Genomic DNA, 11,551 nt, shown 5'->3' with positions numbered 1-11,551 from the left:
AAAGGCCACTCTTTCGAGTAGCCTTTTTTGATGTTTGGTTGCGGGAGCCGGATTTGAACCGACGACCTTCGGGTTATGAGCCCGACGAGCTACCAGACTGCTCCATCCCGCGTCTGTGGGCGGCATTCTACAGCCAAGCGGCGGGGTGTCAACCGGTAATGGAGGTATCGGTCAAATAAGTGTGAATTAGCCGTTGAATGGCCGCTCGCGAGCGGTAAGTGCGCGATAGACAAAGATTTTTGTCCGACAATCGAAAAATGGACGCGCACAAAAAAGGCCACTCTTTCGAGTAGCCTTTTTTGATGTTTGGTTGCGGGAGCCGGATTTGAACCGACGACCTTCGGGTTATGAGCCCGACGAGCTACCAGACTGCTCCATCCCGCGTCTGTGTGTCGGCATTCTACAGAGGAACACGGGGGTGTCAACCGCTTATTCGAAGAAAAGCGCTTGTGGTTCAATCGGTTAGCGCTATAAGGCACTTGTGTGAACGGCTCTGGCCCAGTCTGGCCAAGGGTTTCAGCTCTATTGGGGCGCTCGATTCGATTGAAAAAATAAATTCATCCGCGAATCTTCCTACCGTTCAAACGGAAGATTCAAACTACTGGTGCTATATACAGGGGTGGATGCGATACTGGCCATCCGTTGAATCAACCCTCTGTTTATATGACGCAGCGCAAAATCATCCACGTTGATTGTGATTGTTTCTACGCCGCCATCGAGATGCGCGACGACCCGAGCCTGGCGCAAAAGCCGCTGGCGGTGGGTGGCTCGGCTGACCGGCGCGGGGTGATCGCCACCTGCAACTACGAGGCGCGGGCGTATGGGGTGCGTTCGGCCATGTCGTCACGCCACGCCTTGAAGCTGTGCCCGGACCTGACCATCGTCAAGCCGCGCATGGATGCCTATAAGGAAGCGTCGAAGGAAATCCACACGATCTTTCGCGACTACACCGACCTGATCGAGCCGCTGTCGCTGGATGAAGCCTACCTGGATGTGTCCGACTGCCCACACTTTGGCGGCAGTGCCACGCGCATTGCCCAGGATATCCGGCGCCGGGTTTCCAATCAGCTACACATCACTGTCTCTGCGGGCGTGGCGCCGAACAAGTTCCTGGCCAAGATCGCCAGCGACTGGAAAAAGCCCAACGGCCTGTTTGTGATTACCCCGGACCAGGTTGAAGATTTTGTGTCCCAATTGCCGGTGAACAAATTGCACGGCGTGGGCAAAGTCACGGCGGACAAGCTGGCGCGCCTGGGCATTGAAGACTGCCTGCAACTGCGCGAGTGGAACAAGTTGGCGCTGGTGCGCGAATTCGGCAGTTTTGGCGAGCGACTGTGGAGCCTGGCACGTGGGATTGATGATCGAGTGGTGCACAACGACAGTCGGCGACAATCCATCAGTGTGGAAAACACCTATGATGTTGACCTGCCGGATCTCTCAAGCTGCCTGGCGAAACTGCCCGAACTGATGGAAACCCTGGCGGGGCGGATGGCGCGTATCGACAGCAGCTACCGTGCGGGCAAGCCGTTCGTGAAGGTGAAGTTTCATGACTTTACCCAGACGACCCTGGAACAGGCGGGGGCAGGGCGGGATCTGGAGAGTTATCAACAGCTGCTGACGCAGGCGTTTAATCGGGGTGGGAAGCCGGTGCGGTTGTTGGGCATTGGTGTGCGCTTGCTGGATCTAAGCAGCGGCAACGAACAACTCGAATTTTCCTGGTAGAAACCGGATAAAACTGTGGGAGCTGGCTTGCCTGCGATAGCGGTGGATCAGTCAATACATGCTTTGACTGACACTCCCTCATCGCGGGCAAGCCCGCTCCCACATTAGATCTTCAGCAGGCTTTAGATCTCAGCGAGCGCCAGGATCTGCGACCAAGCGCCCCGCATCCTTGGTCAACGCCTGCAAAAACTCCTGCTGCAACTCGGGATCATTGCGCGTCAGTTCGATCAGGCTCTGCTCAAGCTCGCTGGCCTCTTCTTCCAAACCCAACTCCGACAAGCGCTTGACCCGGTGCACCCACTGGTTCACCTCGTCATCTTCCAGGTCGTCGTAGATCAGGCCGTGAGCTTCCAGCAGCTTGCCGCGCAATGTGCTGCTGATCGCCAGTGTGGAGTCCGAATGCACATCGTCCTGGCCATCTTCCACGCTGATTTTCAGGGTGGTGACGCGGTTCAGGTCTTGCTCGGCAAAGGGGCTGTCCAACAGGTTCAGGCGCAGGACGCCGTTGCGGTCGGTGCTCAGCTCGTGGGTTTGCTTGCCGGCGGTGACTTGTACCGGGCGCTCGCTCCAGGGCAGGCTCGAATACTCCACGCGCTTGTCGCGCTGGACTTCATCGATACCCGCCAGGTTCTGTTGCGCGCGGCCATGGGACTGCACGTTCATGAACGGGTTGAGGCCGTCCACGCCGTAGGTCAGCCAGTCGCGGGTAACGCTGGTCGGCAGGTTGCCCAGGGCGAAGATATTCACCACGTTGGCGCCCGCGCCGGCCACCAGGGCGACGGCACCCAGAGGCATCTCATAGAGTTTGCGCCAGGGCTGGTAGGGGGTGTAGCGGTCGTAGCGACGGGTGACTTCGAACTCGGTGACCTCAAAGGTCTTCTGCTCGTGAATGCGCACCCGGCGTTGCGGCAGCTCCAGCACTTTGGGTTCGCCTACATCGATCTGCAGGCTGTGGTCGAGCAACTTGCGCTCGACCCGCTCCTCGTGCTCACTGCGTTGCGACATCTGGTTGGCGCAGCCGCTGACCAGCAGGGCGCCGCACAAGGCGGCGCCCCCCAGGGCTCTGGTGTTTCGCTTGAACATGACTTCTCTTGATCTGGTTTTCAGCGACGAATACGCGCCTGAAGGAAAGACAGCACGTCAGCCACCGGCAACGGTTGGGCTTCGGCTTCGGTCCGGCTCTTGTATTCCAGATTGCCATCGGCCAGGCCGCGGTCACTGACCACGATCCGGTGCGGGATGCCAATCAGTTCCATGTCGGCGAACTTGATGCCCGGGCTGGTTTTCTTGTCCCGGTCATCCAGCAGCACTTCAAAACCGGCGGCCGTCAGTTCGGCATACAGTTTGTCGGTGGCTTCGCGTACTTGCTCGGTTTCGTAGCGCAGGGGCACGAGGGCGATCTGGAACGGCGCCAGGGTGTCGCTCCAGATGATGCCGTTTGCGTCGTTGTTCTGCTCGATGGCAGCGGCCACCACGCGGGACACGCCAATACCGTAGCAACCCATTTCGAGGATCACCGGCTTGCCGTTTTCGCCCAGCACCTTGCAGTTCATCGCCTGGCTGTACTTGTTGCCCAGCTGGAAGATGTGCCCGACTTCGATGCCGCGCTTGATTTCCAGGGTGCCCTTGCCATCCGGGCTTGGGTCGCCAGCGACGACGTTACGCAGGTCGGCCACGGTCGGAACCGGCAGGTCACGCTCCCAGTTCACGCCGAAGTAGTGCTTGTCGTCGATGTTCGCGCCAATGCCGAAGTCGCTCATCAGCTCGACCGAACGGTCGATGATGATCGGCAGCGGCAGGTTCAGCGGGCCGAGGGAACCGGCGCCGGCGCCAATGGCGTCGCGCAGTTCGGCATCGGTGGCCATGACCAGCGGGCTGGCCACGCCAGGTTGCTGGGCCGCCTTGATTTCGTTGAGTTCGTGGTCGCCACGGATCACCAGGGCGATCAGCTTGCCTTCTTCTTCGGCGCGCACGATCAGGGTCTTGATGGTCTTTTCAATCGGCAGATTGAATTTTTCCACCAGGGCCGCGATGGTCTTGGTCTCTGGGGTGTCCACCAGGCGCAGCTCTTCGCTTGGCGCTGGGCGGGAAGTTTCCCGTGGCACGGCTTCGGCTTTCTCGATGTTCGCCGCGTAGTCGGAGCCGTTGCTGAACACGATGTCGTCTTCGCCGGACTCGGCCAGTACGTGGAATTCGTGGGAGCCGGCGCCGCCGATGGAGCCGTTGTCCGCTTCAACCGGGCGGAACTTCAGGCCCAGGCGCGTGAACACGTTGCAATAGGCCTGGTGCATGCGGTCGTAGGTGACCTGCAGCGATGCCTGGTCAGCGTGGAACGAATAGGCGTCCTTCATGATGAATTCGCGGCCGCGCATCAAGCCGAAGCGTGGGCGGATTTCATCACGGAACTTGGTCTGGATCTGATACAGGTTCAGCGGCAGCTGCTTGTAGCTGCTCAGCTCGTTGCGCATCAGGTCGGTGATCACTTCTTCGTGGGTCGGGCCGGCGCAGAAATCGCGGCCATGACGATCCTTGAAGCGCAGCAACTCCGGGCCGTACTCTTCCCAGCGCCCGGATTCCTGCCACAGTTCAGCCGGTTGGGTGCTCGGCATCAACACTTCCAGAGAGCCGGCGGCGTTCATTTCTTCGCGAACGATGGCTTCGACCTTGCGCATCACCTTCAAGCCCATGGGCAGCCAGGTGTACAGGCCGGAGGCCAGTTTGCGGATCATGCCGGCGCGCAGCATCAGCTGATGGCTGATCACAACCGCGTCGGAAGGCGTTTCTTTCTGTGTGGCGAGCAAATATTGACTGGTACGCATGGTAGGCCGTTGTCGGTTGCTTGGACTTGAAATGACTTGGGATTGTACGGGCGGTTGCTGCTGGAGTACAGGCGCGAGGTCGCAGTGTGTTTTTGTGGGAGCTGGCTCCCACACTGATCGGGGTGTGTCAGTCTTCTTGCGTTGGATTCAACCGCGCCCGCCGATTTTCCTGAAACCAATGCAACGCAATCAGAAACAGCGTCGGCACGCCCAGCAGGCAGGTAATCAGGAAGAAGTTGTGATAGCCGAACTTCTCCACCATCACCCCCGAATAGCCGCCGATCAGGCGCGGCAGCAGCAGCATGATCGAGCTGAGCAGGGCGTATTGGGTGGCAGAGAACTTCAGGTTGGTCAGGCTCGACAAGTAGGCGACGAATGCTGAGGTGGCCATGCCCGAGCTGAAGTTATCCAGGGAAATGGTGAAGATCAGCATCTGCAAGTCCGGGCCCATGTCGGCCAGCGCCACGAACAGCAGGTTGGTACCGGCGGAGAACACACCGCCGATAAACAGGATCGGCAAGATACCGAACCGCACAATCAGCAGGCCGCCCATGCCGGCGCCGAGCAGGGTCATGATCAGGCCGAAGATCTTGCTGACTCCGGCGATCTGGTCCTTGGTAAAGCCCTGGTCGATGTAGAACACGTTGGCCATCACGCCCATCACCGTGTCGGACATGCGGTAGGTGGCAATCAGCCCGAGCAGCAGCAGCGCTTGCCAGCGGTAACGCAGGATAAAGTCGTTGACCGGCGTCAGCACCGGCGCCAGGCCGCGGCGGCCCATGGCCGACAGGCACAGCGCGGTGAGGGTGATATAGAGGATGGCCCGCAGGAACGCGCGGTCGTCCATCAGCAGGTCCCACAGGCTCATGCCGTGGAACATCACGCTCTCGAAATCGGTGTTGTACAGCTGGGTGAACATCGCCGGCACTGACACCAGCAGCACAATCAGCACGAACACCGAGACCAGTTGGTGCACAAAGCTGTAGCGCCCGGCCTGCAATTGGGTGCGCAGTGGCACGTTCGGTTCGCGCATGAACAGGGTGGTCAGCAGCGCCGGCACCATCAGTACGCCGAACAGCACATAGGTGCCGAGCCACGCCGAGTGCTGGTAGTTGAAACCGGTGGAGCCGAAGCCTTCGGCAAAGAACAGTGCACCGGCCGTGGCCAGCAGGGCGGCGATGCGGTAGCCGGACATATAGCTGGCAGCCAGGGCGGCCTGGCGGCTGTCGTCGGCAATTTCCAGGCGGTAGGCGTCCACCGCAATATCCTGGGTGGCCGACGCGAAGGCCACGACCACGGCGATAGCTATCAGCCAGGACAGGTGTTTCTGCGGATCGCAGAAACCCATGCCGATCAGTCCGAGGATCACCAGCGACTGGGCAAGCACCAGCCAGGAACGACGACGCCCGAGTTTGCCGAGGATTGGCAGGCGCCACTGATCGAGCAGCGGCGACCAGACCCATTTGAAGGCGTACGCCAAACCGATCAGGCTCGCATAGCCGATGGTCTCGCGGGCCACTCCGGCCTCACGCAGCCACACCGAAAGCGTCGAGAACACCAACATGTAAGGCAGGCCGGCGGCAAAGCCGAGCAACAACAGGACTAATGTCGAGGGGCTGGCATAGGCGGCGAGCGCGGCGCGCCAGGTTTTACGGGGCATGGGCTGGAGTCTGCCTCAGGATTGCGAAAACAAAGCGCGCACTCTAACCGCTGTGCTCTACCGGGCGCCAGCCATGACGCTGAATATCCACGCGATTGTTCAGGATACTGACACCTTCGCTGCGTAAACGCGCACGTTGTTCGTCGCCCGAGGCGCTGCCCACTGGCAGGCTTATCCGACCACCGGCAGCCAGCACCCGGTGCCAGGGCAGCCGCGTGTCTTGCGGCAACTGGCTCAACGTGCGCCCGACCCAGCGCGCTGCGCGGCCCAATCCGGCCAGCTGTGCCAGCTCGCCGTAACTCACCACGCAGCCTTCGGGCACCTGGGCCAGCGTCAGGTACAGCGCCGTACGGCGCGTTTCGGCGGGGCTTTGCGGGGTGTCGGCGGGTTGATTCACTGTGGGTACATCCGTTGAGATCTTCGGCCTAATTGTAAGAAGCGTCTGTAATTATGCTGATGAGAATTGAACTCAATATTAATCCTTGAGTCAGTCCTAGCTATCTAACACGATATCGCGCCCTTTTCGCCAATCCTGAGCCCCGAATCCGCTTATGTTGTCCAGAACCCTGCTGTGCCTTGCTGTTTTCAGCGCCTCCACGCCCTTGCTGGCTGACACCGTCTGGTTGAAGAACGGTGACCGCCTGAGCGGCAAGATCAAAGTCTTCGACGGTGGCAAGCTGCTGATTCAGACCGACTACGCAGGGGCCATCCCGATTGACTGGAAACAGGTGAAAACCCTGGAGAGCGACCAGGAGTTGCTGGTCAAGCAGGACGCCTACACCGGCGAGAAGGCCAAGTCGTTGAAAGCGGCGGATGACGGCAAGGTGGTCCTGGCCAACGGTGAGGCACCGAAGACCGTCGACCTGGCGAGCATCCAGCAGATCATCAAGCCCAAGCCGGTGATCGAAGACCTGGTGTGGAAGGGCAATGTCGATCTGGCGCTGGACTACAAGCGTGCGGAAAAAGACACCAATGACTACGACATCGACTTCAAGACCACTGCGCGCCACGGCCAGTGGCGTCACACCGGGCAGGGCGAGTACAACCGCGAGTTCCAGGATGACGTGACCACCACCGACAACTGGGCGCTGGAATATGACCTGGACCGGTTTATCACCGAGCACTGGTTCTGGCAGGGCCGTTTGACCTACAAGCGCGACAAGGTTGAAGACCTGTCGCGCCAGCGCACCGTCGGTACCGGCCCGGGCTACCAGTTCTGGGATGATGAACTGGGCGCGTTCTCCCTCGGTTCCCTGGTCAACCGCACCGATTACGAATATTCCGAGGGCGGCAAAGACCATTTCTACTCGTTGGCCATAAAGTGGAACTACAACCGCTATCTAGTGGGCAAGACCGTTGAGTTCTTCACCACAGGGGAACTGGGCAAACCGGTGGATGGGCCGATCGACTATTCCCTGGATGCGGAAATGGGCCTGCGCTACAAAGTCACCGAGTGGGCGTCCCTCAATCTCAAGGCCGAGCGCGACATCATCAGTGGCGATTCCGACAGCAGCTTGAGCAAGACCCGCTATACCGCAGGTTTTGGTGTGGCCTGGTAACAAGGTCGAACAAAACCTGCTTGGCAACCTCTGCGGATATTGATTACCTTGTGTTGAGATCCATTCCCATATGCCATGGGCGGCTGAATACCCCGAGGAGTCATACGTTGAGCGCACAGGTTGCCAAGAACGCCCGAGAGCTGTTGCTCAAGGAATACCGTGGGGCTCTCGCCACACAATCCAAAGCCATGCCCGGGTTTCCTTTCGGTTCAGTGGTGCCCTACTGCCTCGACGAGCAGGGCCGCCCGCTGATCCTGATCAGCCGCATCGCCCAGCACACCCACAACCTGCAAAAAGACCCCAAGTGTTCGCTGCTGGTCGGCGAGCGCGAGGCGGATGACGTGCAAGCAGTAGGGCGCCTGACCTACCTGGGCGAAGCCGAGAAGATCGACGACCCGGTCGCGATTGAAGCGGCGGCAGAGCGTTATTACCGCTACTTCCCCGACTCGGCCAACTACCACAAGGCCCATGACTTTGATTTCTGGGTGCTCAAGCCGGTGCGCCATCGCTACATCGGCGGGTTTGGCGCGATTCACTGGGTTGATCAGCTCACCCTGGCCAACCCGTTTGCCGGCAAGGCCGAGCGCAGCATGATCGAACACATGAACAGCGACCACACCAAGGCCATCGCCCATTACGTCGAATTGACCGGCTTGCCCACCCGTGAGCCCGCGCAGTTGGCCGGTATCGACAGTGAAGGCATGCACTTGCGTGTCGGCCAGTCTTTGCATTGGCTGCCTTTTGCAGAGCCTTGCAACACGCCGACACAAGTGCGCGAAGCCCTGGTTTCATTGGCTCACGCCGCGGCCTGGCCGAAAAAAACCACGGCCAGCGCTTGAATTCACGAAACGGCGACGTCATCTAAGGTGGACTAGCAAGGCATTCTTGCGTTGAGGAACCAGTTGATGCGCCCTTTTTTATTGCTCTTTCTGCTATTTCCAGTGTTGGAGCTGTTCGTCTTCGTTCAAGTCAGCAGTGCGATCGGGTTTTTCCCGGCATTGCTGCTGATCATTCTCGGCTCGATGCTTGGCGTGTTGGTGCTGCGCGTCGCCGGCCTGGCCACGGCACTGCGTGCCCGTGAAAGCCTGAATCGTGGCGAACTGCCAGCTCAGACCATGCTTGAAGGCCTGATGATGGCCCTGGCCGGTGGCCTGTTGATCCTGCCGGGGTTCATCAGTGACGTGATCGGCCTGCTGCTGTTGTTGCCGTTCTCGCGCAAGCTGCTCGCCGGCAAGATGCGCCAGCGTGCCGAAGAGGCTGCCCTGCGTCAGCGTGCGTTCGCCGACGACCTGCAACCCCGTGGCGGCCCGGCCCCGCGCCAACCGCTGGGGCGTGAAGGCGATGTGATCGAAGGCGAGTTCGAACACCGCGACAGCAAATAACGCTTCACTGGCACGGCACCTCAGGGTGCCGTGTTGCTTTCAGCCGTCGGCACAGGTAAAAAATTTCCGCCGCGGCCCCTTGTAATAAGCTTATGCGCCCTTATGTATCGGTCACCGCAAGGTTTCTGGTGGCGACACCAGACAGACTTCCGCGTCTTGCTTGGCGAGGCGCGACCGGCACAGCCGGAATACAACCCGCCGGTACTGATACCGGCCGATGAAAAACACAATTAGGAGAGATCGACAATGAGCAAGCTTCGTCCTCTGCACGACCGCGTCGTAATCCGTCGCAGCGAAGAAGAAAAGAAAACCGCTGGCGGTATCGTTCTGCCAGGTTCGGCTGCTGAAAAAGCCAACCACGGTGTGATCGTCGCTGCAGGCCCAGGCAAGACTCTGGAAAACGGTGACGTGCGTGCGCTGGCCGTAAAAGTCGGCGACAAGGTTGTATTCGGCCCTTACTCCGGCAGCAACACTGTGAAAGTTGATGGCGAAGATCTGCTGGTCATGGCTGAGAACGAGATTCTCGCCGTTCTGGAAGACTGATTTCCCCGCTCATTTTCCCGTTACTACAAAGTATTTAAGGAATATCGATCATGGCTGCTAAAGAAGTTAAATTCGGCGATTCCGCCCGTAAAAAAATGCTCACCGGTGTCAACATCCTGGCTGACGCAGTAAAAGCGACCCTGGGCCCGAAAGGCCGTAACGTGATCATCGAGAAGAGCTTCGGCGCTCCGACCATCACCAAGGACGGCGTTTCCGTAGCAAAAGAAATCGAACTGGAAGACCGTTTCGAAAACATGGGCGCGCAGCTGGTCAAAGACGTTGCCTCCCGTGCCAACGATGACGCAGGCGACGGTACTACCACCGCTACCGTTCTGGCTCAGTCGATCGTCAACGAAGGCCTGAAAGCCGTCGCTGCCGGCATGAACCCGATGGACCTCAAGCGCGGCATCGACAAGGCGACCATCGCCATCGTCGCTGAGCTGAAAAACCTGTCCAAGCCATGCGCTGACACCAAGGCTATCGCTCAGGTTGGCACCATCTCCGCCAACTCCGACAACTCCATCGGCGACATCATTGCCGAAGCCATGGAAAAAGTCGGTAAAGAAGGCGTGATCACCGTTGAAGAAGGCACCGGCCTGGAAAACGAACTGTCGGTTGTAGAAGGCATGCAGTTCGACCGTGGCTACCTGTCCCCGTACTTCGTCAACAAGCCAGACACCATGGTTGCCGAGCTGGAAAGCCCGCTGATCCTGCTGGTCGACAAAAAGATCTCGAACATCCGCGAAATGCTGCCAGTACTGGAAGCCGTTGCCAAAGCCGGCCGTCCACTGCTGATCGTTTCCGAAGACGTTGAAGGCGAAGCCCTGGCGACTCTGGTTGTGAACAACATGCGTGGCATCGTTAAAGTCGCAGCCGTCAAGGCTCCAGGCTTCGGCGACCGTCGCAAGGCCATGCTGCAGGACATCGCTGTTCTGACCGGCGGTACCGTTATCTCCGAAGAGATCGGCCTGAGCCTGGAAAGCGCCACCCTGGAAAACCTGGGCAGCGCCAAGCGCGTGACCATTTCCAAGGAAAACACCATCATCGTTGACGGTGCTGGCGTTGAAGCTGACATCCAGTCGCGCATCACCCAGATCCGCGCCCAGGTTGCCGAAACTTCGTCCGACTACGACCGTGAAAAACTGCAAGAGCGCCTGGCCAAGCTGTCCGGCGGCGTTGCAGTGATCAAGGTTGGCGCTGGTTCCGAAGTAGAAATGAAAGAGAAGAAAGCCCGCGTTGAAGACGCCCTGCACGCTACCCGTGCAGCCGTTGAAGAAGGCGTGGTACCTGGCGGTGGCGTTGCGCTGATCCGTGCTCTGGAAGCCCTGGTTGACCTGAAAGGCGACAATGCTGACCAGAACGTCGGTATCGCTGTTCTGCGTCGTGCCGTTGAATCCCCACTGCGCCAGATCGCTTCCAACAGCGGCGACGAGCCAAGTGTTGTGGTCAACGAAGTGAAGAACGGTAAAGGTAACTACGGTTACAACGCCGCAACCAGCGAATACGGTGACATGGTTGAGATGGGTATCCTGGACCCAACCAAAGTAACCCGTTCGGCGTTGCAGGCTGCCGCTTCTATCGCTGGTCTGCTGCTGACCACCGAAGTTGCGATTGCCGACAAGCCAAAGGCTGAAGGCGCTGGCGGCGGTATGCCAGACATGGGCGGCATGGGTGGCATGGGCGGCATGATGTAAGCCAGCCTTACCCCCGTACTGAAAAAGCCCCGCCTGCAGTGATGCAGGCGGGGCTTTTTTATGGCTTGAGGCCAGTGTCTTGAATGCTTCACCCATCAAACGGTGGGACTGGGTTATGTGGGAGCTGGCTTGCCTGCGATGCAGGCAACTCGGTGTATCAGTAGAACCGAGG

10 protein-coding genes and 2 tRNA genes are annotated in these 11,551 nt (G+C 59.3%); 6 read left to right on the top strand and 6 right to left on the bottom strand.

All coding sequences use genetic code 11. The annotated features are described in order from the left end of the window. Positions 1-35 precede the first annotated feature (35 nt). Positions 36-112, bottom strand: a tRNA-Met gene (locus B348_RS0114260). Between the two features lie 195 nt (positions 113-307). Next, positions 308-384: transfer RNA gene (locus B348_RS0114255), tRNA-Met, on the bottom strand. A gap of 279 nt (positions 385-663) precedes the next feature. Between B348_RS0114255 and dinB the strand changes: the two genes are divergently transcribed. Continuing rightward, on the top strand, positions 664-1,722 hold the full coding sequence (gene dinB, locus B348_RS0114250) for a DNA polymerase IV (protein ID WP_017736757.1): 1,059 nt from the start codon (positions 664-666) through the stop codon (positions 1,720-1,722). 129 nt (positions 1,723-1,851) lie between these two features. On the opposite strand, the gene B348_RS0114245 is transcribed toward dinB, so the two are convergent. From B348_RS0114245 to B348_RS0114230, 4 genes are all read right to left on the bottom strand, one after another. Further along, the gene (locus B348_RS0114245) at positions 1,852-2,805 is read right to left on the bottom strand and encodes a hypothetical protein (RefSeq protein ID WP_017736756.1); all 954 of its coding nucleotides are present in this window, start codon (positions 2,803-2,805) and stop codon (positions 1,852-1,854) included. A gap of 20 nt (positions 2,806-2,825) precedes the next feature. Next, positions 2,826-4,541, bottom strand: a complete 1,716-nt coding sequence (locus tag B348_RS0114240; protein WP_017736755.1) for a proline--tRNA ligase — start codon at positions 4,539-4,541, stop codon at positions 2,826-2,828. Positions 4,542-4,668: 127 nt separating this feature from the next. Further along, positions 4,669-6,201: an AmpG family muropeptide MFS transporter gene (locus tag B348_RS0114235; RefSeq protein ID WP_017736754.1), complete on the bottom strand. Its 1,533-nt coding sequence runs from the start codon at positions 6,199-6,201 to the stop codon at positions 4,669-4,671. Positions 6,202-6,244: 43 nt separating this feature from the next. Continuing rightward, positions 6,245-6,619, bottom strand: a complete 375-nt coding sequence (locus tag B348_RS0114230; protein WP_371105870.1) for an MGMT family protein — start codon at positions 6,617-6,619, stop codon at positions 6,245-6,247. Positions 6,620-6,752: 133 nt separating this feature from the next. Between B348_RS0114230 and B348_RS0114225 the strand changes: the two genes are divergently transcribed. From B348_RS0114225 to groL, 5 genes are all read left to right on the top strand, one after another. Next, the gene (locus B348_RS0114225; protein ID WP_017736752.1) at positions 6,753-7,760 is read left to right on the top strand and encodes a DUF481 domain-containing protein; all 1,008 of its coding nucleotides are present in this window, start codon (positions 6,753-6,755) and stop codon (positions 7,758-7,760) included. Positions 7,761-7,867: 107 nt separating this feature from the next. Continuing rightward, the gene (locus tag B348_RS0114220) at positions 7,868-8,599 is read left to right on the top strand and encodes a HugZ family protein (protein ID WP_017736751.1); all 732 of its coding nucleotides are present in this window, start codon (positions 7,868-7,870) and stop codon (positions 8,597-8,599) included. Positions 8,600-8,665: 66 nt separating this feature from the next. Continuing rightward, positions 8,666-9,142, top strand: a complete 477-nt coding sequence (locus B348_RS0114215) for an FxsA family protein (protein ID WP_017736750.1) — start codon at positions 8,666-8,668, stop codon at positions 9,140-9,142. Between the two features lie 246 nt (positions 9,143-9,388). Further along, the gene (gene groES, locus B348_RS0114210) at positions 9,389-9,685 is read left to right on the top strand and encodes a co-chaperone GroES (RefSeq protein WP_003175874.1); all 297 of its coding nucleotides are present in this window, start codon (positions 9,389-9,391) and stop codon (positions 9,683-9,685) included. A 50-nt stretch (positions 9,686-9,735) separates the two neighbouring features. Beyond that, positions 9,736-11,379 (top strand): chaperonin GroEL, encoded by a 1,644-nt coding sequence (groL, locus tag B348_RS0114205; protein WP_017736749.1) that lies wholly within the window; start codon positions 9,736-9,738, stop codon positions 11,377-11,379. Positions 11,380-11,551 lie beyond the last annotated feature (172 nt).

The sequence above is a fragment of the Pseudomonas sp. CBZ-4 genome (genome assembly GCF_000346755.1).
Classification (GTDB): domain Bacteria; phylum Pseudomonadota; class Gammaproteobacteria; order Pseudomonadales; family Pseudomonadaceae; genus Aquipseudomonas.
The sequence above is the reverse complement of the archived record's forward strand: the minus strand, read 5'-3'. Positions and strand labels throughout refer to the sequence as shown.

Bases quoted from the DNA above. Each gene is read 5' to 3' on its own strand.
- dinB (WP_017736757.1), top strand. From the start codon at position 664: ATGACGCAGCGCAAAATCATCCACGTTGATTGTGATTGTTTCTACGCC.
- B348_RS0114215 (WP_017736750.1), top strand. From the start codon at position 8,666: ATGCGCCCTTTTTTATTGCTCTTTCTGCTATTTCCAGTGTTGGAGCTG.
- groES (WP_003175874.1), top strand. From the start codon at position 9,389: ATGAGCAAGCTTCGTCCTCTGCACGACCGCGTCGTAATCCGTCGCAGC.
- B348_RS0114245 (WP_017736756.1), bottom strand. From the start codon at position 2,805: ATGTTCAAGCGAAACACCAGAGCCCTGGGGGGCGCCGCCTTGTGCGGC.
- B348_RS0114235 (WP_017736754.1), bottom strand. From the start codon at position 6,201: ATGCCCCGTAAAACCTGGCGCGCCGCGCTCGCCGCCTATGCCAGCCCC.
- B348_RS0114240 (WP_017736755.1), bottom strand. From the start codon at position 4,541: ATGCGTACCAGTCAATATTTGCTCGCCACACAGAAAGAAACGCCTTCC.
- groL (WP_017736749.1), top strand. From the start codon at position 9,736: ATGGCTGCTAAAGAAGTTAAATTCGGCGATTCCGCCCGTAAAAAAATG.
- B348_RS0114225 (WP_017736752.1), top strand. From the start codon at position 6,753: ATGTTGTCCAGAACCCTGCTGTGCCTTGCTGTTTTCAGCGCCTCCACG.